This is a genomic window from Pseudideonella sakaiensis (assembly GCF_048320135.1).
GTDB classification, from domain to species: Bacteria; Pseudomonadota; Gammaproteobacteria; order Burkholderiales; family Burkholderiaceae_C; genus Ideonella_A; species Ideonella_A sakaiensis_A.
This window is the reverse complement of sequence record NZ_CP182947.1, coordinates 3,381,175-3,403,528: the sequence shown is the minus strand read 5'-3', so window position 1 is coordinate 3,403,528 and position 22,354 is coordinate 3,381,175. Positions and strand designations below refer to the sequence as shown.

Below are 22,354 nucleotides of genomic sequence, written 5' to 3'. Positions count from 1 at the left end.
TGAGCGAGGGGTTAGGCCTCACTGCGGTGACGCCAGAAGACACGGCCAGCTAGGCCCTGCGACAGCTGCGCAGAGAGCATGAAAACGAATGAGCCGAGTATGGCCCCGGCAATATTCGGATGCGCAGCAAGGCTACGCAGAACCACGGCAAATCCGCTGTTAGCGCTGGAGTCCGTTATCGCGTGGCCTATGAAGTACGCAACTGGCGCAAGGAACAGGGTGATGGCGCCAAAGGCAATGGAGGTTGCAAACGTGGCACCAGCTTGGCGCCAGCTTCTTGCGGGCAGTGACTCGTGGAGTGAAAGACCGAGGAGCCCGTATGCGCATACACAGTAGATCGCGCCAAGGAAGAAAACGACGACTGCGACTTCAACGACAAACGTATTCGAACACGTGGGATCCGCCGCAATGACTCGGTAATCCTCAGATGCCGTGATCGAGCCGACGACTAGACCAACGGTGGCCTTCCAGGCGGTGGTGGACAACATATCGCGAAAAGTGAGGCCTAACGTCTGAATTGACCGGCGCCCCGCGCCACATCGCCGGAGCGAGGCAACCTTGCCGGCGTCCGGTTGAATGACGGGTTGGGCTGGTGGATGAACTCGGCCACCTTGCCAAGCTGCCGATGCCAAACGCGGGCAGAAAGCGCCGGAGCGGCGACGACGGCATGATGTTGTGAATTCGCGACCGACCGCGATCAGAGAAAGCAGCGTCGTCGGAGCGCTCGAACTGGCGAGAAACACCCTGCCTCGGTAGACCGCCAAAGCCACCAGCTGCTCCCGCCCGTGACAAATGCTCAAGCATGCGTTTCGACGAAATTCTCAGCGGTGTTCGACGGCGGCCCAACGTCTGAATTGACCGGCGCCCCGCTCCCGCATCGCCGAAGCGAGGCAGCCTTGCCGGCGTCCGGTTGAATGACGGGTTGGGCTGGTGAACGAACTCGGCGACCCTGCCGAACTGCCACTGCCAAACGCGGACAGAGACCGCCGGAGCGCCGACGACGGCGTGATGGTGGTGAATTCGCGACCGCCCGCGAACAGAAAAAGCTGCTTTGCCGCAGCGCTCGATCTGGCGAGCCACGCCCAGCCTTGGCGAACCGCCGAAGCCTCCAGATGCTCCCGACCGTGACAAATGCTCAAGCATGCGTTTGGACGAAATTCTCAGCGGTTTTCGACGGCGGCCCAACGTTCGAGCTAAGCGGGCGACAGCGGCAGGACACCGCTGGCCCAGAATGAAATGTAGGCCAGCGGTGGCATGCCGTTGGCGCTCCGCTTGAGCGAGGGGTTAGGCCTCACTGCGGTGACGCCAGAAGACACGGCCAGCTAGGCCCTGCGACAGCTGCGCAGAGAGCATGAAAACGAATGAGCCGAGTATGGCCCCGGCAATATTCGGATGCGCAGCAAGGCTACGCAGAACCACGGCAAATCCGCTGTTAGCGCTGGAGTCCGTTATCGCGTGGCCTATGAAGTACGCAACTGGCGCAAGGAACAGGGTGATGGCGCCAAAGGCAATGGAGGTTGCAAACGTGGCACCAGCTTGGCGCCAGCTTCTTGCGGGCAGTGACTCGTGGAGTGAAAGACCGAGGAGCCCGTATGCGCATACACAGTAGATCGCGCCAAGGAAGAAAACGACGACTGCGACTTCAACGACAAACGTATTCGAACACGTGGGATCCGCCGCAATGACTCGGTAATCCTCAGATGCCGTGATCGAGCCGACGACTAGACCAACGGTGGCCTTCCAGGCGGTGGTGGACAACATATCGCGAAAAGTGAGGCCTAACGTTTAATTCTGCGGACCGAATAATCGCCGGCCGTTCCATCTATCGCAACCCCGCAAACGCGGTGACCCGGGCAAGTCCCCAGCAGGCCTGAATATTTCCCTCTTCTGTGGGGGAGTGGTTCCGCAATGGGCGGTCTAAATTTTTGCGGATGGAACCGCCGCCCTCGCCTTCGTTTCCGGAGGCCTTGCCATCGCCCGCATCCGCGTCCGAAGCACCTCGGGCGCCGAAGCTGCTGACGCAGATGCGCGAGCGTATTCGCGTCAAGCACTACTCGTTGCGTACTGAGCACGCCTATGTCGACTGGGCACGCCGCTTCATCGTATTCCACGGCAAGCGGCATCCGGCAGGGATGGGAGCCGCCGAGGTCGAAGCGTTTCTGTCGTGGCTGGCGGTCGAGCGCAACGTGTCGGCATCGACGCAGAACCAGGCCCGGGCGGCGCTGCTGTTCCTGTACCAGGAAGTGCTGCTGGTGAACCTGCCGTGGCTCGGCGAGATGACGGCGGCGCGAACATCGCGGCGCCTGCCGGTCGTGCTGACGCCGTCGGAGGTGCGCGAGTTGCTGAACGCACTCGACGGCAGCGGCACGATGCACCTGGTCGCCTCGCTGCTCTACGGCACCGGCATGCGCCTGCTCGAGGGGCTGCGCCTGCGGGTGAAGGATGTCGAATTCCAGCGCCGCGAAATCATCGTGCGCGCCGGCAAGGGCAACAAGGACCGCGTCACGGTATTGCCGGAAAACCTGATCGAGCCGCTGCAAATCCAGTTGCGCCGGGTGCGGCGGTTGCACCAGGCCGACCTCGACGCCAGCCGTGGCGATGTCGAGTTGCCGTTCGCGCTTGATCTCAAATACCCGTCGGCCGGTCGGGCCTGGGGCTGGCAGTATGTCTTTCCGAGCCCTGTCTTCAGCATCGATCCGCGTTCGGGTGTCGAGCGACGCCATCACCTCAATGAAAGTTCGGTGCAGAAGGCGGTGGCGCTGGCGGCTCGGCGCGCCGGCATCGCCAAGCCCTGTTCACCACACGTGTTGCGCCATTCGTTCGCCACCCACATGCTGCAGGCCGGCTACGACATCCGCACCGTGCAGGAACTGCTCGGCCACGCCGACGTCGCGACGACGATGATCTACACCCACGTTATGAACAAGGGCGGTCGCGGCGTGTCGAGCCCGCTCGATGGCTTGTGATCAACCGCCGGATCAGCCGTCTTCCGACGGCGCCTGCACTGTCAGCCTGCCCGAGCCCGGCCGGCTCCCTTGCCGGCAGCTGGTTGACGGACGGTACGACATGACGTACGCTAAGGGCCTCTATCGGAAGCCACGATGACAACCCTCACTGCAAGCGAAGCACGCGCCAATCTGTATCGTTTGATCGACCAGACTGCGGAGTCGCATCAGCCCATCCACATTGCAGGAAAACGAGCAAGTGCGGTTCTGCTCGCCCACGAGGACTGGCAGGCCATTCAAGAGACTTTGCATCTCTTGTCTGTGCCTGGCATGCGGGAATCGATCAAGCAGGGTATGTCTGAGCCCTTGAGCAAGAGCGCCAAGAAAGTCGTCTGGTGACTTGGGAAGTCGTGTTCGCGCGCGACGCTCTCAAGGACGCGAAGAAGCTCACCTCGGCCGGCCTCCGGGAGAAAACGGAGGCTCTGCTTGCGGTCTTGGCGGTCGACCCGTTCCAGAATCCGCCGCCATACGAGAAGCTCGTGGGAGACCTTGCCGGTGCCTATTCCCGTCGGATCAACATTCAACACAGGTTGGTTTACGAGGTCTTCGCCAAGGAACGAACTGTGCGTGTACTTCGCATGTGGACCCACTACGAGTGAACGCGCGGGCTGATCGATCACTCGACCTGACGCACCTCGGCATTCCGCCGCCGGGCCTCATTTCACTTTGGCCCGGCGTCGTCCTGCCGGCTTCGCGCTGGTAGGCTCCAACACGATCAGCGGATTCGGATGTTCCGCCTCGGTGCCGCCGCTGCCATAAGGCCGCGTCAGGATTTCCAGCAGGTGGCCGTCGGGGTCCTCGAAATAGACGCCGCGGCCGTCGTCCCAGTGGTTGATGCGGCCGGGCTGGCTGCGCATCGGGTCGGCCCAGTGCGTCAGGCCGCGCTCGCGGATGCGGCCGAAGATCTCGTCGAATTCGCTTTCGCTGACCAGAAAGGCATAGTGCTGCGGCGCAATCGCGCCGTTGGTGTCGAGGAAGTCGAGCGAGGTATCGCCGATCTGCACGACCGCAAAATGGCCGAGCAGGAACGGCCGCTTCGGCAGCCCGAGGATCTCGGCAAGAAAACGCGCAGAGCGCGCCTTGTCGCGCGCATGGACGATCGTGTGGTTCAGCGTGATCGTCACTGCCGGCTCAAAACCTCGGCTATGTGATGCGCCCGAACCACCACACCGACAGCCCGCCGGCAAAGGTCGCCAGCAGCGCACCGAGCAGCGCCATCAGTGCGGTGATTTCGGTCTCCTTCTTCTCGACGGCGAGCCGCGTGCCCAGGCCCTCGTAGACCTTTTTCAGGTCCTCGGCCGAGCCGGCGTAGTAATAGTCGGCGCGGGTCGTCTGCGCGATTTCCTTCAGCGTCTCCTCGTCGAGCCGCACCCGCATGCTCCAGCCTTCGAAGCCGATCGTCTCGCCCTCCTTGGTGCCGATGCCGACGGTATAGACCTTGATGCCGCGGTCGGCGGCCATCCGCGCCGCCTCGATCGGATCGGGGCCGGTGGTGCGCTGGCCGTCGGTCAGCAGGATCACCGCTGCCGAGCTGTACGAGCCCGGCTGCACCGGAACGAATTCCTTCTTCTGCTGTTCGCCCGGCGCCGGCGGCATCGCGCGCTGGCCGGTGATCTGGCTGAGATCGATGCCGGCCTCCGGGAACAGCGTCGCCAGCGACAACACGATGCCGCTGCCGATCGCGGTGCCGCGCTGCAGCTGGAAGCGGTCGATCGCGGCGATCACGTCTTCGCGGCTGAAGGTTGGCGCCTGCACCACCGCGGCGGTGCCGGCAAACGACACCACCGACAGCCGCACGCTGCGCGGCAGTTGCGCAATGAACGCCTTCGCCGCCTCCTGCGCGGCAACCAGCCGGTTCGGCTGCACGTCGGTGGCGCGCATGCTGCCGGAAACATCCATCGCCAGCACGATGGTTTCCTGCTGCATCGGCAGGCTGATCACCGCGGTCGGCCGGGCCGCTGCAATCAGCAGCACCGCGAGCGCCAGCAGCATCAGCAGCGGCGGCACATGGCGCCGCCAGGCGCCGCGCCGGCCCATCGCCTCGCGCACCAGGCCGAGGTTGGCGAAGCGCAGCGTGCTCTGCTTGCGTCGATGCAGCAGCCACACATAGGCCAACATCAGCACCGGAAGCGCGGCCAGGCCCCACAACATCGTGGGCCAGATGAAATTGATCGGAAGTTGGGACAGGTACGACATGGCTTGCGGGCGCGTGGGCGGTCAGCGCGCTGTGGCGGGCGGCATGACGGATGACGAGGCTGAGTGGTTGGCGGAGGGCCGCCCCACGGCCGCCAGCGATTGCAGATGGGCCGGCGCACCGCCACCGGCTGAGAGCCGGCTGCGTTGCTTGCGCAGCTCGGCAAAACGGAGGATCGAATCGAGCAGGTCGTCGTTCGTCGCGAGCTCCAGCGTATCGACGCCGGCACGGCCGAGCGCCTCGCGCAGCTCGGCCTCGCGCCGTTCGGCGGCGGCCGCATAACGCCGGCGAAAACCACGGTCCGAGGTGTCGACGACCAGCTCGTCGCCGGTTTCCGCGTCGCGCATCGTCAGCAGGCCGATGTCCGGCAGGTCCATTTCCAGCGGATCGAACAGACGCACTGCGGTGACCTCGTGGCGCAGCGTCAGCCGGCCCAGCCCCTCGTGCCAGCCCGGCGCACTGATGAAATCGGAGACGACGAAGATGCTGCTGCGCCGCTTGATGATCTGCAAGGCAGACTGCAGCAGCTGGCCCAGTTGCGTTGCCTGCTGGCGCCGTGGCGGCTGCTCGCTGCCCTTGTCGATCAGCTGCAGCAGTTGCAGCACCTGGCCACGGCCGCCGCGCGCCGGCAGCACCGCCTCGACCTTGTCGCCGTACAGCAGCGCGCCGACCCGGTTGCCGTGGCGCGTCAGCAGCCGCGCCAGCACACCGACGAATTCGCGCGCAACGCGCCGCTTGGTCTGCAGGTTGGAGCCGAAGTCGACGCTGCCGCTCAAGTCGATCAGAAACCAGGCGCTCAACTCGCGGTCTTCGGTGAACTGCCGCACGTGCGGCACCTGCAACCGCGCCGTGACATTCCAGTCGATGTGGCGAACGTCGTCGTGATGCTGGTATTCGCGCAGGTCGGCCAGATCGAGCCCGCCGCCGCGCCACAAGGTGCGGTGGTTGCCCTGCAACTGCCCGTCGAGCCGCCGCAGCACCGTCCACTCGAGCCGGCGCAACAGCTGGTCCGAGGTTTCGCGGGGGGGAGATTGCGGCGTGGCCATCATGGTCGCTCAGGCAAGCGCGGTGGCAGGTGCTGTCATTTGCTGCCGGCCTCGTGTGCAAGTGGCTTGTCCGGCACCGGGATCTTCTTGATGATGCGCTGGATCAGCGCATCGGCATCGTGGCCGTCGGCCAGCGCCTCGTAGCTGAGCACCAGTCGGTGCCGCAGCACATCGGGGATCAGCACCGTCATGTCCTCCGGCAGCGCATAACTGCGTCCGCGCATGAAGGCCAGCGCGCGGGCGCCTTCGATCAGGCCGATCGTCGCGCGCGGGCTGGCGCCGTAGGTGATATAGGTCTTCAGCTCCGGCAGCTCGTATTTGTCGGGCCGCCGCGTCGCGCTGACGACCTTCACCGCATACTGCATCAGCGACGGGTCGACATACACCTTGCGGCATTCCTGCTGCAGCTCGGCCAACTGGCCCATGCTGGCAACGGCGGCAACCGTCTTCGCCGCGCCGGTCACCCGTTCGGCGATGACGAATTCCTCCTCCTCGCTCGGATAGTCGACCAGCACCTTCATCATGAAACGGTCGACCTGCGCCTCCGGCAGCGGGTAGGTGCCTTCGGTCTCGATCGGGTTCTGTGTCGCCATCACGAGGAAGGGCAGCGGCACCGGATGCGTTTCGCCGGCGATCGTCACCTGACGCTCCTGCATCACCTCGAGCAACGCGCTCTGCACCTTGGCCGGTGCACGGTTGATTTCGTCGGCGAGCAGCAGGTTCGCGAACACCGGGCCGAGCGAGGTCGCGAATTCGCCGGTTTTCGGGTGGTAGATGCGGGTGCCGATCAGGTCGGCCGGGACGAGATCGGGCGTGAACTGGATCCGCTTGAAGCTGCCGCGCAGCGTTTGTGCCAGCGTCTTGACCGTCAGCGTCTTCGCGAGCCCGGGCACGCCTTCGACCAGCAGATGGCCCTGCGCGAGCACCGCGATCATCACCCGCTCGAGAAAATAGTCCTGCCCGACGACGATGCGCTTGACTTCATAGAGCACCTGCTCCATCAGCGAATTGGCGGCTTGATTGGCGGGTGCGTCGGTCGTCGGTGATGTCGTCATTCGCTGTGCCTTCGGAGAAGTGGGAACGGAATTGTGCTGGTGGGCGCGGCCTCAGAACGGCGGCATGCCGGCACCGGCGGCGGCGTTTTCGATCGGTACTGCAAATCCGATGCCTATGAAGGTGCGCTGCCGCGACGGGTTGAGGATCGCAGTGACGATGCCGACCACCGCGCCGTCGTTGGTGACCAGCGGTCCGCCCGAATTGCCGGGGTTGGCCGCGGCGTCGAACTGGATCATGTTGGTGATCGTCTGCTGGCCGTCGGGCGAATTGAATTCGCGCTTCAGCCCGGAAACGACACCCGACGAGACCGACGGTCCGATGCCGAATGGAAAGCCGACCGCGGTGACCTCGTCGCCGGGCAACAGGTCGGCGGTCGAGCGCATCGTCGCCGCCTGCAGGTCGTCCGGGATGCTGCGCGCACGCAGCACCGCAAGGTCGTTGTGCGACTGGATATTGATGATCTGCGCATCGGAGACATGGCCGTCGGCAAAAGTCACCTTGATGCGCCGCGCACCGGCAACGACGTGCAGATTGGTCAGGATCGTGCCGTTGTCGATGATCACGACGCCGCTGCCGATGCCGCGCTCGACCGGTGTGCCGTCGCCGCCTTTCGACTTGCCAGCCGCAGCGGCCCGCGGCGGCTCGCTGTCGTCGCCTTCGTCACCCTCGGTCATCAGGCCGAGCACCCGCACGACCGAGCCACGCACTGTCTGATAGGCCTTGCTGGCATTCGACGACAGCGGCTTTTCCTCCAGCGACTGGCGCACCATCGCGTCGATCTGTTTCGGCGTATAGGCAGGCGGGCTGAGTGCGGCACGGTTGTTGAACAACGCCAGCCCGAGCAGCAGCAACATTGCCAGGCCCCAGAACCAGCGCTCGTGCCGCTTGATCCGCTGCCGCAGTGCAGCAAACCGGCCCGAAGGCTTCGCCAGCGGGGCGACTTGCGTGACCGCTTCGGCGGCAGGCACGGCTGCGGGCGTCGCTTGACGACGCGGGGATCGGCTGTAGAGCGGAGCTTTTTTCATGGCCAGACGCTCACCGAGGGAATGGGCAGAAAATCCATCGAGTACTACTCCTGGTCTGCGCTGGCCTGCAGGGCTCGACACTCGTGCGCGGGCGCACGCCAACAATGCCACAGTATCACGGCGGCCGATTCCCGTCATCCTACGTGGGACATCGGCCACGCGGCCGGCTTTCAGCACCGTCGCTGCGGCAAGGCATCATCGCGGCATGTGGATCGATACCCATTGCCATCTCGATGCCGGCGAATTCGACGCCGACCGGGCCGATGTCGTCGCACGGGCGGCGGCCGTCGGCGTGCGGCAGATCGTGTTGCCGGCGGTCGACGTCAACAACCTGGCAACGGTGCGCGAGCTGGCGCACCGCTTCGGGCTCGCCTACGCACTCGGCATCCACCCGCTGTGCGTCGACAACGCCGGCGACGGCGCCCTGGCCCGCCTCGATGCCGAACTGCAGGCGCATCGTGACGATCCACGGCTGGTCGCGGTCGGCGAAATCGGCATCGACTTCTTCATCCCTGGTCTGTCGCGCGAGCGGCAGGAACATTTCTATGCCGAGCAACTGGCGCTGGCGCGCCGCCACGAGCTGCCGGTGATCGTCCACGTCAGGCGCTCCGCCGACATGCTGCTGAAGCACCTGCGCCGCCACGCCGGCAACCGCGGCATCGTCCATGCCTTCAACGGCAGCGCGCAACAGGCGGAGATGTTTGTCGAACTCGGCTTCAAGCTCGGCTTCGGCGGCGCGATGACCTTCGACCGCGCGCTGCAGATCCGCCGGCTGGCCGAATCGCTGCCGGCCGACGCGATCGTGATGGAAACCGATTCGCCGGACATCCCGCCGCACTGGCTGTATCGCACCGCCGCCGAACGCGAAGCAAGCGGCGACCCGCGCCAGGCACGCAACGAGCCGGCCCAGCTGCCGCGCATCGCCGAGCAACTGGCGCAGCTGCGCGGCGTGACGCCGGCGGAGCTGGCCGAATCGACCACCGCCAATGCGATTGCCGCGCTGCCCCGCCTCGGCGCGCTGGGCCTGCACTGATGGCGCCGGCCACTCGCAGATCCCCTGCTGTTGCCGCCGCGCCGGCGCTGCTCGGGCTGCCGCCGGTCGTCGACGCGCGCACGCGAATGATCGTGCTCGGCAGTTTTCCGGGCGTCGCGTCATTGCGCGCCGGCCAGTATTACGCCCATCCGCGCAACCACTTCTGGCCGATCCTGTCGGCGCTGTGGCAGACCGATCTGGTCGCGATGGCCTACCCGCAGCGGCTCGAGGTGATGCTCGAGCACGGCCTCGGCCTGTGGGACGTCTATGCAAGCTGCCTGCGCGAAGGCAGCCTCGACAGCGCGATCGAGGCCGCCGAGCTGAACGACCTCGCGAGCCTGCGCGTGATTGCACCCGGCCTGCGCGCGCTGGCCCACAACGGCGGCGAATCGGCGCGGCATCGCCGCATCACCGAGGCACTCGGCGTGGCGGTGCTGCGGCTGCCGTCGACCAGCCCGGCCAATGCGAGCTGGTCGTTCGAGCGCAAGCTCGACGCCTGGCGTGCCGCGCTGACTGAACACGGCGTTTCATGACCATGCGCCGCCGCAGGAAACCGCTGCTCGAGCCGGCGACGCTGTCCGAATTCGACGGCGTGCGTTATCTGCACCTCGGCACGCCGTGGGTGCAGGGCGCGATGCGAATCCGCAAGCCGGCCGCGATCGAACTCGAATATGTGCAGCGCATGCTGGTCTGGCTGCTGCTGCGCGCCGAGTCGGAGCCGGACGCGGCCGCCGACGCCTGGGCCGATGTGCGCGCGCTGCAGCTCGGCCTCGGCGCGGCAACGATCACCCGTTTCTGCCATCGGCTGGGCATCGCGACGACGGCGGTCGAGATCAACCGTTCGGTGATCGAGGCCTGCCGCTTGTGGTTTGCACTGCCGCCGGATGGCGAACGCCTGCAGGTGGTCGAGGCCGATGCCGCGGAATTTGCCGCCGATCCACGCAACCGGCGCAGCGCCGATGTGTTGTGCGTCGACCTGTACGACCAGGATGCGGCCAGCCCGGTGCTCGACAGCGAGGATTTCTACCGCGACTGCGCCGCATTGCTCGGCGATGATGGTGTGATGACGGTCAACCTGTTCGGCCGCGACGCCAGCTTCGAACGCAGTGCCGAGCGCATCGCTGCAGCATTTGCGCCGGGCCGCGTGATGTGCCTGCGCCCGACCCGCGAAGGCAACACGATCGTGATCGCGCTGCGCAGCGCCGACTGGCCAACGGCCGAGGTGCTGGCGCGGCGCGCCGCAGCGGTCGAGGACGCGACCGGCCTGCCGGCGCGCAAATGGCTGCGCATGCTGCGTGTGTTGCCGCTGCCGGCACAATCGGCACAAACGATTGCCGATGGTGCCGCAACAGGTGCGGCAGCCACGCGACGGGGACGGACCGACAGATGACGACGATGCCGAAACGCGAAACGGCGGCCACCATTCCTGGCGATCTGCCGGGCGCCGAGGCGGCTGATCCACCGGCAACGGCCGGCCCGGCAACGGCAGGCGCGCCACCGCAATACCGCGGTCCGCTCGACTGGCGCGTGTTGCTGAAGTGGCTGCGCCACGACGGCGTATTGAGTGCCGACGATGCGATGCGCACCGCCAAGCGGTTTGCCGCCGGCGACAGCGCGCAGCATCCGCTGGTGCGGCTGGGCAACGCCGGCCTGATGCGCGCCGGCAGCAGCCGCCCACTCGACATCGAGGCGCTGACCGCCTGGCTGGCCGAACGCAGCGGCCTGCCCTATCTGAAGATCGATCCGCTGAAGGTCGATGTCGGCCGCGTTGCCGAGGTGATGTCGATCAGTTATGCCGAGCGGCGGCGCGCGCTGCCGATCCAGGTCAGCCTGCGCGAGATCACGATCGCCACCTGCGAACCCTTCGATGTCGAGTGGATTCCGGAAATCGAGGCCCATACCCACAAGACGGTGCGGCTGGTGGTCGCCAGCCCGCCGGAGATCCAGAAATTCACGACCGAGTTCTATACGCTGTCGCGCTCGGTACGGGCGGCGATCAAGAGCGGCGAAAACGCCACCGCGGCGAGTTTCGAGCAGCTGGTCGAGCTCGGCCGCACGACCAAGCAGCTCGAAGCCGATGACCAGGGCGTCGTGCAGGTGGTCGACTGGTTGTGGCAATACGCCTTCGACCAGCGCGCCAGCGACATCCACCTCGAGCCGCGGCGCGATCTCAGTGCAATCCGCTTTCGCATCGACGGCGTGATGCACACCGTCTACCAGCTGCCGCAAGGCGTGATGAACGCGATGATCGCGCGCATCAAGCTGCTCGGCCGGATGGACGTGATCGAGCGGCGCCGCCCGCTCGACGGCCGCATCAAGACGCGCAACCCGTCCGGCGAGGAAGTCGAGATGCGGTTGTCGACGCTGCCGACCGCCTTCGGCGAGAAGATGGTGATGCGCATCTTCGATCCCGACACCACCGTCAAGCCGCTCGAGGCGCTCGGCTTCGGCAGCCATGACGGCAAGCGCTGGGATGATCTGGTCGCGCAGCCGCACGGCATCATCCTCGTCACCGGGCCGACCGGCTCCGGCAAGACGACGACGCTGTATGCGACGCTGCGCCGCCTGGCCACCGACGAGGTCAATGTCTGCACCGTCGAGGATCCGATCGAGATGATCCAGCCGGCGTTCAACCAGACGCAGGTGCAGCCGGCGATCGACCTCGGTTTTGCCGAGGGGCTGCGTGCGCTGATGCGGCAGGATCCGGACATCATCATGGTCGGCGAGATCCGCGACCTGCCGACCGCCGAGATGGCGATCCAGGCCGCTTTGACCGGCCACCTCGTCTTCAGCACGCTGCACACCAACGATTCGGCGCAGGCGATCACCCGGCTGCTCGACCTCGGCGTGCCGCCATACATGATCTCGGCCACCGTGATCGGCGTGCTCGCGCAGCGGCTGGTGCGCACCTTGTGCCCGAGCTGCAAGAAACCCGATCCGTCGACGACACGCGAAAGCCTGCACGAACTGATTGCGCCGTGGACGCTGAACGGCGGCGTGCGGCCGCACAAGGCGATCGGCTGTCTCGACTGCCGGATGACCGGCTACCGCGGCCGCGCCGGGCTCTACGAACTGCTGGCCGTCAACGAGGCCGCACGCGCGGCAATCCATCCGCAGCCCGATTTCGCCCGGCTGCGCAAGCAGGCGATCCAGGACGGCATGCGGCCGCTGCGGCTGGCCGGCATCATGAAGGTCGCCGAGGGGCTGACAACCGTCGAGGAAGTGCTGCGGACGACGCCGACACTCGAATGAATCCGCGCCGGCGCTGCGGTCGAAGCCGCCGCCGGCCTGACGATCAGCAGGCCTCTCTTACACTCGACCGATAGCGGCGCATCACGCGCCCGCCACCGCGTTGAGTCACGGAGCGTCATCGGCGGCGAGGCAGCATCAGCTCCAGAAAGTTGACATGAAGAACAAGCGGCCGTTCATCGTCGGTATCGGCGGCACCACCCGGGCCGGGTCGACGACCGAACGCGCGCTCGGCGCGGCACTGGCCCACGCACAAAGCCTCGGCTGCGATGTCGAGGCCTTCGGCGCCGGCGCGATGCCGCTCGAATCCTATGACCCGAGTCGCCCCGAGCGCAGCGACGAAGCGCTCGCGCTGGTCGCCGCGGTGCGCCGCGCCAGCGGCGTGATCATCGCGACGCCGTCGTACCACGGTGGGATTTCCGGGCTGGTCAAGAACGCGATCGATTTCGTCGAGGACACGCGCGAAGACCCGGCGCCGTATTTCGAAGGTCGTGCGGTCGGCCTGATCGTCTGTGCCGACGGCGCGCAGGCGATGGGCACGACGCTGATTTCGCTGCGCGCGGTGGTCCATGCGCTGCGCGGCTGGCCGACGCCGTATGGCGCGACGCTGCTGTCGTCGTCGCGGCCGTTCGGCAACCGCGAAGGCCACGGCGTCGACCCGGCGGCGGTGCAGGCCTGCGAGACCGTCGGCGCCGAAGTCGCCTGGTTCAGCCGGCTGACGCTGGCCGCTGCGGCCTGAGGCCACGTGAACCGGTCGGCCTTCAGGCCGGCCGTATCGCGACGAAGACCCAGCCGTGCACGTCGTCGCCAAGCTCCTTGCGCAGGATCTCCGGCTGCAGCGAAATCATCTCGAGGCCATGCTGCTCGGCGACCTCGCGCAGATAGGCCTGTGAATGGGCATAACGGCCATTGACCTGCAGCAGGTGGCGGTCGGGATGGTCGTCGGGCAGCGCCTCGACACTGGCCGCCAGCGCGCCGCCGGGTTTCAGCGCGCGGCGCGCCGCCGCCATCACCGGACCGAGATCGCCGAAATAGACCAGCGTATCGGCGCTTGCGATGTTGTCGAAGCGATCCGGCGCAGCGTCGATGAATGCGGTCAGCTCGGCCGCGTGCAGTGCGTCGTAGCAGTTGCGTCCGGTCGCGCGCGCCAGCATCGGCTCGGACAGGTCGACACCTTCGAGCCGCTCGGCGAGAGGCCGCAGCAGCGGGCCGCACAGCCCGGTGCCGCAACCGGCATCGAGGATGCAGCCACCCGTGCGCAAGCGATCGCCGAGCGCGAGCAATGCATCGCAGACCAGTTGCGGTGCGCGGTAACCCAGTTTTTCGAGTTTCTGGTCGAACGACGTTGCGAAGCTGTCGAACATGTCCTTCACATAGGCGTCCGATGCGCGCTGCGGCACCTCGCCGACGCCGAGTGCGGTCAGATGGTGTCGCGGCCGCGGATTGTCCGGCTCGTCTTCGATCCAGTCGCGCAGATTCAGGATCGCGCGGTCGCGTTCGCCATGCGCCAGCAGCGACAGCGTCAGGATCCAGCGCGCCGAATCATTCTTGCGGTCTCCACCGAGCGAGCGCAGGCTGTGCTCGATCGACTCCTTGTAGCGACCGGTCCGGTAATAGAGGTTGCCGAGGTTGGCGTGCAGGAAACCCGGATTCGGATCGCGCTCGAGCGCCGCCGCCAGACATTTTTCGGCTTCTTTGAGGTGACCGAGCCGCATGTGCAGGATCGCGAGGTTGTTGTAGACACCCGCCGAATCGGGCTTCAGCTCGACCACCCGACGCATCGCGGCCACCGCCTCGGTATATTCACCGGCCTCGAGCAGCACATTGGACAGATTCAGCCACGGTCCGGGATTCGCCGGCTGCTGCTGGATCGCCCTGCCGAGATAGTGCAGCGCCTCGTCCTGCTTGCCCTGCTGGTGGCGCAGGATGCCGAGAAAATTCAGCGCATTCGGTTCTTCCGGCCGCAGCGTCAGCACGGCGGCATAAACCTCCTCGGCCTTTGCAAGCTGGCCACGGCGCTGCATCTGCACCGCCTTTTCCAGCGCCTCGCGGACATCGGCATCGCTGACCGGGTCGTCGTCCGGCGTGTCGTTGCTCATGCGCAGCCTCCTCGCGTGTAACAGGCCCACAGGCTAACCGATGCTGCCGGCTGCCGGGTCGCGTTCACGGTGGCAGCACGGCTACTTTCACGCGTTCGTTTCGGATCAGATAGATGCCGCTGGCGACGATGATCGCGGCGCCGAGCAGCGTCTGCGCCTTCGGCAGGCTGGCCCAAAGCACCCAGTCGATGCCGACGCCCCAGGCCAGCGCGGTGTATTCGAACGGCGCAACCACCGATGCCTGACCATGCCGAAAGGCTTCGGTGATCGCCACCTGTCCGGCAAAACCGGTCACCGCGAGGCCGAGGATCAGCGGCAGGTCGTCACCGAGCACCGGTCGCCAACCCGGCAGCGCCAGCAGCCCGGCGCCGACCGCCAGCGACAGCGTGGTCCAGAACACCAGACTGACGCTGGAATCGGTGCGCGTCAGCAGACGGCCAAGCACCGCATTGACGGCATAGCAGCTCGCCGCACCCAGCACCGCCAGTGCGCCGATCGACAGAAAACTGGCGCTGGCCGGGCGCAGCGCGACGACGACGCCGACAAAGCCGGCGACGATCGCAAACCAGTGCGCGCCGGCCACCTTCTCCTTCAGCACCGGTATCGACAACAGCGTGATCAGCAGCGGCGCGATGAAAAACAGCGTATAGGCCTCGGCCAGCGGCAGGCTCTGCAGCGCGAAGGCAAACATTGCCAACATCACGATCGACAGCAGCCCGCGTGCCAGGTGCAGCGGCCAGCGGACCCGCCACAGCGACCGGCCGGCACCCCGCCAGGCCACGTAGGCGAGCACCAGCGGCAGCGACGACAAGCCGCGCAATGCGGTCACCTGCAGCGCCGGGTAGCGCATCACCAGCAGCTTCATCGCGGTATCCATCAGCGAAAAGAATGCCACCGCGAGCAGCATCGCGAAGATGCTGCGCAGGTTGTCGGATCGAGCCATCGAGAAAGTTGCCGGTTGGGACGGGGCCCGCATTGTCGACGCGAAAAAAGGCGGCCCGGATCATCCTCCGTTCAGCAGGTGTCGGCTTTTTCCGACAGCACAACAGTCGGAATGGGGTTGACAGCCGATCTGCACTTGAACAGCATGGTTATACGGTTGTTACGAGGACGCAACATGACCCGATTGCACAAGATGCTGTTCAGCTTGGCGATGGTTGCAGCAGCCGGTCTGTTGAGCGTGTCGCAGGCCAAGGCTCAAACCACGTTGTCCGCGGAAACCCTGGCGTCGATTGCCGCCGGCCAGCCTGCCGGGCCGCCGCAAGCGAACATGCAGGTGCAGCAGGGCAGCGACGGTGTGCGCTTCGTCAGCGGCGGCGCAGGTGAAAGCGAACGGGCGGAACTGCAGGCGCAACGTTCGCAGTTTCCGTTCAAGCTGGTGCTCAGCGCCGGCAGTGGCGAATATATCGTCGCCGACACCGTGATGCTCAAATCGTCGTCGAAGGGCGAGCTGATGAATGCCGGCAAGCTCGGCCCGTGGGTGCTGATCGACGCGCCGGCCGGCCGTTACACGCTGGAAGTGACCTACCAGGGACAGACCAAACGCCAGCAGGTAAACCTCGGCAAGAAGCCGCAGCAGATCAACATGCGATTTGCCAGCCGCGGCTGACGCGCGTCATTGGAGCTCCGGCAACTGCACGACGAGCCCCTGCAATTCGGCGGTCAGCCTGATCTGGCATGACAGGCGGCTGCACGGCTGCCGCGGCACCGCGGTGAACTCGAGCATCTCGTTTTCCTCGTCCGACGGCGGTGCAAGCCGGTCGACCCAGGCCTCGTCGACGATCACATGACAGGTTGCGCAACGCGCCTGGCCGCCACATTCGGCAATGATGCCGTCGATGCCAAAACCGGTCGCCGCCCGCATCAGGCTGACGCCTTCAGGCGCCTCGAAGCCGACGACATCGCCGGCGGGTGTGATGAATGAGATATCGGGCATCGGACAACACGGCAGCAACAGATTGACTGCATTGTCCGCCAGTGCTGTCGTGTCCTGGGGCGGCAGACAGGCTCGCCCCGCTGCCGCCCGGCGGCGAGGCTCGCAAAACCCTCGTCAGGCCTTGAAGCAGATGTTCACGGTGTCCTTGGTATTGGCGCTGAAGCTCTTGCGTTGCGTCTGGCCTTTCCAGGTTGCCTCGGCAGTGATCTGGCCAGAAGCCGGCGGCTTCGTCATCACCAGCGGGCCGGCGTCGGTGACCGACAGGAATTCGCCATTCGGTCCCGACAGACTCAGGCGATCGGCGACCAGGTATTGACCGCTGCATGCACTGACCGAGACCGACAGCGGAAACTCGCTGCGGCGTTTTTCCATCGCTTCACGCACATCGACGCTCGCGCCTCCTGCGATGTAGGCGGTGCCGCTGCTGCTCTGCTGGACCTTGATCTCCGGCGCGCCCGTGGCCTGCATGCTGTGGCCCGACTTGGCGCCGTGGTGGGCGGCGATCTGCACCGTTCCGATCGGCTGCACGGCGATCACGGTCTCGGCGAATGCTGGGGTGGCCAGCATGGCGCTGGCGGCGATGGCGATCAGGCTGTTTCTGTTCATCGGTGTCTCCTGTTCGTGATGGATGATCCTGAACACCCATCGTCGGCCGCATCGTGCGTCGATCCCATCGGACTGCTGCGAAGTGGCCTGTCGGAACTGGCTGACGCGGCGCCCGCATGCCTTGGCGGCGCCGGTTTCAATGGTTGCCGCACTGCTGCAGCAGTTGGGCGGCGACTGCCACCGCGATCACCTCGGGTTGTTTGCCGGCGATGCCCGGTATGCCGATCGGGCAGGTGATGCGGGCGATTGCCCCGGCGTCGATGCCGCGCTGCTCGAAGCGATGGAAAAAGCGCTGCCGCTTGGTCTTCGATCCGATCAGCCCGAGAAAGCCGAAGTCGCCGCGGCGCAGGATCGCCTCGGTGATGCGCAGATCGAGGTCGTGCTCATGGGTCAGCACCAGATAGTAGGCACCGGCCGGCGCGAGCTTCACCTCGGCTTCGACCGCGTCGACACAGACCGCGCGGATATCGGCGGCACCGGCGATCGGCGCGGCGAAACGTGCAAATTCCGCTTCGCGTTCATCGATCCATTCGATGACGACCGGCAGCGGCGCCAGCGCCTGCACGATCGCGCGGCCGACATGGCCGGCGCCGTACAGCTGCAGGTGGAACAGCGGCGGCGGATCCGGCCAAGCGGTCAGGTGCTCACTCGCCAGCGGCGCAAACGACAGGCTCACCGCACCACCACAGCACTGGCCGAGCGCCGGCCCGAGCGGATAGTCGACTGTTTGCGGCTGCCGATCGCCGCCAGTAAGCATCTGCCGCGCGTGCTCGATCGCCTTCAGCTCGAGGTGGCCGCCGCCGATCGTGCCGGCCAGTTCTTCCGGGCCGACCAGCATCCGCGTGCCGGCATCACGCGGCGCCGATCCGCGCGCGTCGGCGACTTCGACGACAACCGAGGCGATGCCCGACTCGAGCCAGCGGGCCGCCGTCGCCTTCAGCGCGTCCATCGTTGCCTGCGGCGACCGCGCTCCGTCACCGCTGCTGCACCGCCCGGATCGCGCGCAGGATCGCTTCGCTGGTAGCCGGCGCGCTCAGCGGCGGGTCGACCCGGTGGCCGCCGACTGCCGACACCGCATCGCGGATCGCGAAGAAGACCGAAAACGGCAGCAGCAGCGGCGGCTCGCCGACCGCCTTGCTGCGGTGGATGCTGTCCTCGACGTTGTCGCCTTCGTACAACGTGACATTGAAGACCGGCGGACAGTCGTTGGCGGTCGGGATCTTGTAGGTGCTCGGCGCATGCGTCATCAGCAGGCCGGCGTTGCGCGAGCCGTCCATCGGCTGCCAGACCAGTTCCTCGGTCGTCAGCCAGCCCATGCCCTGGATGAAGGCGCCCTCGATCTGGCCGATGTCGACGGCCGGATTCAGCGAGCGGCCGACATCGTGCAGCAGGTCGGCGCGCAGCAGCTTCCATTCGCCGCTGAGGCTGTCGACGACGACCTCGCTGACCGCCGCACCATAGGCGAAATAGAAAAACGGCCGGCCCTGCAGCGCCTCGCGGTCCCAGCTCAGCCCCGGTGTTGCATAAAACCCATCCGACCACAACTGCACGCGGTCGATATAGGCCTCGGCGACGACGGTATCGAAGCCGAGCGTGCGGCCGTTGACCTCGACCTTGTCGTTGGCGAAACGCACCGCGTCGGGCGCACCGCCATGGCGCGCGGCTGCACAGGCGGCCAGCCGCTCGCGGATCTGCCGCGCCGCATCCTGCGCCGCCTTGCCGTTCAGGTCGCTGCCGGTCGATGCCGCGGTCGCCGAGGTATTGGCAACCTTCTGGGTATCGGTCGCAGTGACGCGCACCCGCTCGTAGTCGACGCCGAGCTCGTGCGCGACGACCTGCGCAACCTTGGTATTGAGCCCCTGCCCCATCTCGGTGCCGCCGTGATTGACCAGGATCGAACCGTCGTTGTAGACATGGACCAGCGCACCGGCCTGGTTGAAATGCTTGACGTTGAACGAGATGCCGAATTTCACCGGCGTCAGCGCGATGCCGCGCTTCAGCACCGGGCTCGCCGCGTTGTAGTCGGCAATCGCCTGGCGCCGTGCCTGGTAGCCGCTCGACGCTTCGAGTGTCGCGGTCAGCTCGTGGATGATGTTGTCTTCGACGGTCTGCAGATACGGCGTCTGCGGCTTGTCGCGGCCATAGAAATTGGCCTTTCGCACCTCCAGCGGGTCGCGGCCGAGCGTTCGCGCGATGCTGTCGAGGATATTCTCGATCGCGATCGCACCCTGTGGCCCGCCGAAGCCGCGGAAGGCGGTATTGCTCTGCGTATTGGTCTTTGCGCAGTAGCCGTGCATCGCCACTTCGGGCAGCCAGTAGGCATTGTCGAAATGGCACAGCGCGCGCGTCATCACCGGTGCCGACAGGTCGGCCGAATGGCCGGCGCGCGAGATCAGGTCGATTTCGCAAGCCAGCACGCGGCCGTCGTCGTCGTAGCCGACGTCGTAGTTGTAGCTGAAGCAGTGGCGGCGGCCGGTGATCAGGAAGTCGTCGTCCCGATCCACCCGCAGCTTGACCGGCCGCTGCAGCCGCGCCGCGGCCACCGCTGCGATGCAGGCGAACGGCGCCGACTGCGATTCCTTGCCACCAAACCCGCCGCCCATGCGCCGGCATTCGACCTGCACCCGGTTCGCGTCGAGCTGCAGCGCATTGGCGACCAGGTGCTGCATCTCGCTCGGATGCTGCGTCGAGCAGTGCACCAGCATGCCGCGGTCCTCGCGCGGAATCGCATAACTGATCTGGCCTTCGAGGTAGAACTGCTCCTGGCCACCGACCTCGAGCGTGCCCTGCAGCTTGCGCGGTGCAGCGGCGATCGCCTTGCGCACCGCTTGGGCGCGCTGCTCGCGTTCGACATTGCCGGCGCTGGCGCTGCGGATCAGGTGCATCGGCGGCAGCACATACTGGGCTTGCGCATGGGCCTCGCGCGCGGTCAGCAGCGCCGGCAACGGCTCGAACCCGATCGCTTCCTTCGCCAGCGCGGCGGCGCGGCGCGCGGCATCGCGGGTTTTTGCGATCACCGCAAAAACCGGCTGGCCGCGGTAGCGCAGCTCGCCGTCGGCGAGGATCGGGTCGTCGTGGACGATCGAGCCGCAGTCGTTCGGGCCCGGAATGTCGGCCGCGGTCAGCACCAGCACGACGCCGGGCATCGCCCGCACCGCATCGAGTGTCAGTCCGGTCAGCCGGCCGTGCGCGACCGGCGACAGGCCGAGTGCGCAGTGCAGCGTGCCGGCCAGCTCCGGTATGTCGTCGATATACGGCGCCTGCCCGGCCACATGCAGGTGCGCCGATTCATGCGGCCGGCTGACGCCGACCCGGCCGCCGGTCTGCTGCAGCCGCTGTTCGGCATCGAGGTCGATGCGCAGCTCGGCATTGCGCTGGTAATCGGCAAAGGCGATCGCGGGTTCGAGCAGCGCGGGATCGATCGGCTTGTTCATCGGAATTCCTTCGTCATCGTGCAGGGGCTCAGACTGGCAGCGGCTGGTGCGGCATCACGCTCCAGACGCTGGTCTGTGTTTCGCCGAGCGGTGCCTCGGCCCGCGTCTCGAGCCAGAAACGCTGCAGCAGGTTGCGCACCACCTCGCTGCGATAGTCGGCGCTGGCACGCATGTCGGTCAACGGCTGGAAGTCGTTCGCCAGTTCGGCTTGCGCGGCTTCGACGCTGGCCTGTGTCCACGGCTTGCCGAGCAGCGCGGCCTCGGTGGCTGCCGCCCGCTTCACGGTGGCGGCCATGCCGCCGAATGCGAGGCGGATTTCGGCAACCCGGTCGCCGTCCAGCCGCAGCCAGAAACCGGCGCAAACCGCCGAGATGTCGCAATCGAAACGTTTGCTGATCTTGTAGGCGCGCAGCTGGGCGTCGCCGGCGGCGAGCGTCTCGGCCGGCACCTCGATCGCCTCGACAAACTCGCCCGGCGCCAGCGCATTTTTCATGTAGTCGAGGTAGAAGGCATCGAGCGGCATGCTGCGCTGCGTCCGCCCGCGGCGCAGCAGCAGGCGGGCGCCGAGCGCCATCAGCACCGGCGCGCTGTCGCCGATCGGCGAGCCATTCGCGACATTGCCGCCCATCGTGCCGGCATGGCGGATCGGCGGCGATGCAAAACGCAACCAGACATCGGTCAGCGTCGGGAAGCGCGCGGCCAGCGCCTGCCAGGCCGCTTCCAGCGATGCGCCGGCGCCGATGCGCAGCGCGCCGTCGACATCCGCGATGCGCTTCAGTTCGGCGACGTCGCCGAGATAGATCAGTTCATCGATCGGCCGGAACAGCTTGTTGACCCACAGGCCGATGTCGGTCGATCCGGCAAGCAGCGTCGCCTGCGGTTTTTCCTCTCGCAGCGCGGCCAGTTCGTCGAGCGTGCGCGGCGAAAGGAACACCGCGCCGGTTGGCGCACGCGCAGCGGCCGGCTGGTAGTGCAAACCGCCGGCGTCGGCGAGCGTGCGCAACGCGTCGATCACCGGCTTGGTATCGAAGCTGACCGGCGGCAGGTCAAACATGCGCTGGCCGGCGTCGAGGATCGGCCGGTAGCCGGTGCAGCGGCACAGGTTGCCCGACAACTCATCGGCGAGTTGCTGGCGGGTCGGCCGGCTGCCGCACTGTCGATGCTGCTCATAGCTGCCGAACAGCGACATCACGAAGCCCGGCGTGCAGAAACCGCACTGCGAGGCGTGGCAATCGACCATCGCCTGCTGCACCGGGTGCAGCCGCACGACATTCGGATCGGCCTGGGCCATCGCGGCAGAACTGGCTGCGGCGATGGTCTGCAGGTCCTCGACGGTGAACAAGGCCTTGCCATGCAGCGTCGGCAGAAACTGGATGCAGGCATTGACGCTGTACAGGTTCAGTCCGCGCACCGTCGACGCCGACGCCAGCGCAGCCGGATCGGGCAATTCGCCGATCAGCACCGTGCAGGCGCCGCAATCGCCTTCGTTGCAGCCCTCCTTGGTGCCGGTGCAGCGGGCATCTTCGCGCAGCCAGTCGAGCACGGTGCGCGTCGGCGCGACATCGTCGATGGCGACGAGCTCGCCACGGTGGTAGAAGCGGATGGTCTGGGTCGTCATGGTCGGATGAGTGCAATCCCTGAGCAACAGGCTAAACCGGCGCGAGGCCGCTG

General features: G+C 66.5%; 22 protein-coding genes and 1 pseudogene. 9 read left to right on the top strand and 14 right to left on the bottom strand.

The window, feature by feature from the left end:
• Positions 1–11: 11 nt before the first annotated feature.
• Both ACNH6H_RS15425 and ACNH6H_RS15420 read right to left on the bottom strand, forming a co-directional pair.
• Positions 12–488, bottom strand: a complete 477-nt coding sequence (locus tag ACNH6H_RS15425; protein WP_418318873.1) for a hypothetical protein — start codon at positions 486–488, stop codon at positions 12–14.
• A gap of 796 nt (positions 489–1,284) precedes the next feature.
• Positions 1,285–1,761 (bottom strand): hypothetical protein, encoded by a 477-nt coding sequence (locus ACNH6H_RS15420; RefSeq protein WP_418318873.1) that lies wholly within the window; start codon positions 1,759–1,761, stop codon positions 1,285–1,287.
• A gap of 263 nt (positions 1,762–2,024) precedes the next feature.
• Here ACNH6H_RS15420 and ACNH6H_RS15415 point away from each other — a divergent pair, with 263 nt between their 5' ends.
• The 3 genes from ACNH6H_RS15415 to ACNH6H_RS15405 all read left to right on the top strand — a co-directional run bounded on the left by ACNH6H_RS15415 (position 2,025) and on the right by ACNH6H_RS15405 (position 3,604).
• Positions 2,025–2,966, top strand: coding sequence for an integron integrase (locus ACNH6H_RS15415; RefSeq protein ID WP_418318872.1), 942 nt, complete (start codon positions 2,025–2,027; stop codon positions 2,964–2,966).
• A 135-nt stretch (positions 2,967–3,101) separates the two neighbouring features.
• Entirely contained in the window at positions 3,102–3,344 is a 243-nt protein-coding gene (locus ACNH6H_RS15410; RefSeq protein ID WP_418318870.1) for a type II toxin-antitoxin system Phd/YefM family antitoxin, read from the top strand.
• The gene (locus tag ACNH6H_RS15405; protein ID WP_418318868.1) at positions 3,341–3,604 is read left to right on the top strand and encodes a Txe/YoeB family addiction module toxin; all 264 of its coding nucleotides are present in this window, start codon (positions 3,341–3,343) and stop codon (positions 3,602–3,604) included. The genes ACNH6H_RS15410 and ACNH6H_RS15405 overlap by 4 nt, the downstream gene beginning before the upstream one ends.
• Positions 3,605–3,751: 147 nt before the next feature.
• Here the strand turns inward: ACNH6H_RS15405 and ACNH6H_RS15400 are convergent.
• The 5 genes and pseudogenes from ACNH6H_RS15400 to ACNH6H_RS15380 form a co-directional block, all read right to left on the bottom strand.
• A pseudogene (locus ACNH6H_RS15400) lies at positions 3,752–4,129 on the bottom strand (VOC family protein); the annotation flags it as partial.
• Between the two features lie 19 nt (positions 4,130–4,148).
• Positions 4,149–5,201: a VWA domain-containing protein gene (locus ACNH6H_RS15395; RefSeq protein ID WP_418318867.1), complete on the bottom strand. Its 1,053-nt coding sequence runs from the start codon at positions 5,199–5,201 to the stop codon at positions 4,149–4,151.
• A gap of 21 nt (positions 5,202–5,222) precedes the next feature.
• Positions 5,223–6,245 carry a DUF58 domain-containing protein gene (locus tag ACNH6H_RS15390; protein ID WP_418318865.1) on the bottom strand — a complete coding sequence of 341 codons (1,023 nt, stop codon included), beginning with the start codon at positions 6,243–6,245 and terminating at the stop codon, positions 5,223–5,225.
• Between the two features lie 35 nt (positions 6,246–6,280).
• The gene (locus ACNH6H_RS15385) at positions 6,281–7,300 is read right to left on the bottom strand and encodes an AAA family ATPase (RefSeq protein ID WP_418318864.1); all 1,020 of its coding nucleotides are present in this window, start codon (positions 7,298–7,300) and stop codon (positions 6,281–6,283) included.
• 51 nt (positions 7,301–7,351) lie between these two features.
• Complete coding sequence (locus ACNH6H_RS15380; RefSeq protein WP_418318862.1) at positions 7,352–8,326, bottom strand: S1C family serine protease; 975 nt, start codon at positions 8,324–8,326, stop codon at positions 7,352–7,354.
• A 205-nt stretch (positions 8,327–8,531) separates the two neighbouring features.
• Between ACNH6H_RS15380 and ACNH6H_RS15375 the strand changes: the two genes are divergently transcribed.
• The 5 genes from ACNH6H_RS15375 to ACNH6H_RS15355 all read left to right on the top strand — a co-directional run bounded on the left by ACNH6H_RS15375 (position 8,532) and on the right by ACNH6H_RS15355 (position 13,347).
• Complete coding sequence (locus ACNH6H_RS15375) at positions 8,532–9,359, top strand: TatD family hydrolase (RefSeq protein ID WP_418318860.1); 828 nt, start codon at positions 8,532–8,534, stop codon at positions 9,357–9,359.
• Complete coding sequence (locus ACNH6H_RS15370) at positions 9,359–9,892, top strand: DNA-deoxyinosine glycosylase (protein WP_418318858.1); 534 nt, start codon at positions 9,359–9,361, stop codon at positions 9,890–9,892. The genes ACNH6H_RS15375 and ACNH6H_RS15370 overlap by 1 nt, the downstream gene beginning before the upstream one ends.
• Entirely contained in the window at positions 9,889–10,749 is an 861-nt protein-coding gene (locus ACNH6H_RS15365; RefSeq protein WP_418318856.1) for a spermidine synthase, read from the top strand. Before ACNH6H_RS15370 ends, ACNH6H_RS15365 begins: the two co-directional genes overlap by 4 nt.
• Positions 10,750–10,754: 5 nt before the next feature.
• Entirely contained in the window at positions 10,755–12,611 is a 1,857-nt protein-coding gene (locus tag ACNH6H_RS15360) for a GspE/PulE family protein (protein WP_418321342.1), read from the top strand.
• A 154-nt stretch (positions 12,612–12,765) separates the two neighbouring features.
• On the top strand, positions 12,766–13,347 hold the full coding sequence (locus tag ACNH6H_RS15355; RefSeq protein ID WP_418318855.1) for an NADPH-dependent FMN reductase: 582 nt from the start codon (positions 12,766–12,768) through the stop codon (positions 13,345–13,347).
• A 22-nt stretch (positions 13,348–13,369) separates the two neighbouring features.
• Here the strand turns inward: ACNH6H_RS15355 and ACNH6H_RS15350 are convergent, their stop codons facing one another.
• Together ACNH6H_RS15350 and ACNH6H_RS15345 are read right to left on the bottom strand one after the other, a co-directional pair.
• Complete coding sequence (locus ACNH6H_RS15350; RefSeq protein ID WP_418318853.1) at positions 13,370–14,707, bottom strand: tetratricopeptide repeat protein; 1,338 nt, start codon at positions 14,705–14,707, stop codon at positions 13,370–13,372.
• A gap of 64 nt (positions 14,708–14,771) precedes the next feature.
• Positions 14,772–15,650 (bottom strand): DMT family transporter, encoded by an 879-nt coding sequence (locus ACNH6H_RS15345; protein ID WP_418318852.1) that lies wholly within the window; start codon positions 15,648–15,650, stop codon positions 14,772–14,774.
• Between the two features lie 174 nt (positions 15,651–15,824).
• Between ACNH6H_RS15345 and ACNH6H_RS15340 the strand changes: the two genes are divergently transcribed.
• Positions 15,825–16,316 (top strand): hypothetical protein, encoded by a 492-nt coding sequence (locus tag ACNH6H_RS15340; RefSeq protein WP_418318851.1) that lies wholly within the window; start codon positions 15,825–15,827, stop codon positions 16,314–16,316.
• A 6-nt stretch (positions 16,317–16,322) separates the two neighbouring features.
• Here ACNH6H_RS15340 and ACNH6H_RS15335 read toward each other — a convergent pair whose 3' ends face one another.
• From ACNH6H_RS15335 to xdhA, 5 genes are all read right to left on the bottom strand, one after another.
• The gene (locus ACNH6H_RS15335) at positions 16,323–16,643 is read right to left on the bottom strand and encodes a 2Fe-2S iron-sulfur cluster-binding protein (protein WP_418318849.1); all 321 of its coding nucleotides are present in this window, start codon (positions 16,641–16,643) and stop codon (positions 16,323–16,325) included.
• Between the two features lie 114 nt (positions 16,644–16,757).
• Positions 16,758–17,249 (bottom strand): hypothetical protein, encoded by a 492-nt coding sequence (locus ACNH6H_RS15330; RefSeq protein WP_418318848.1) that lies wholly within the window; start codon positions 17,247–17,249, stop codon positions 16,758–16,760.
• A gap of 136 nt (positions 17,250–17,385) precedes the next feature.
• On the bottom strand, positions 17,386–18,198 hold the full coding sequence (xdhC, locus tag ACNH6H_RS15325) for a xanthine dehydrogenase accessory protein XdhC (RefSeq protein WP_418318847.1): 813 nt from the start codon (positions 18,196–18,198) through the stop codon (positions 17,386–17,388).
• 25 nt (positions 18,199–18,223) lie between these two features.
• On the bottom strand, positions 18,224–20,683 hold the full coding sequence (gene xdhB, locus ACNH6H_RS15320) for a xanthine dehydrogenase molybdopterin binding subunit (RefSeq protein WP_418318845.1): 2,460 nt from the start codon (positions 20,681–20,683) through the stop codon (positions 18,224–18,226).
• Positions 20,684–20,711: 28 nt separating this feature from the next.
• Positions 20,712–22,301 carry a xanthine dehydrogenase small subunit gene (gene xdhA, locus ACNH6H_RS15315; protein WP_418318844.1) on the bottom strand — a complete coding sequence of 530 codons (1,590 nt, stop codon included), beginning with the start codon at positions 22,299–22,301 and terminating at the stop codon, positions 20,712–20,714.
• Positions 22,302–22,354: the final 53 nt, after the last annotated feature.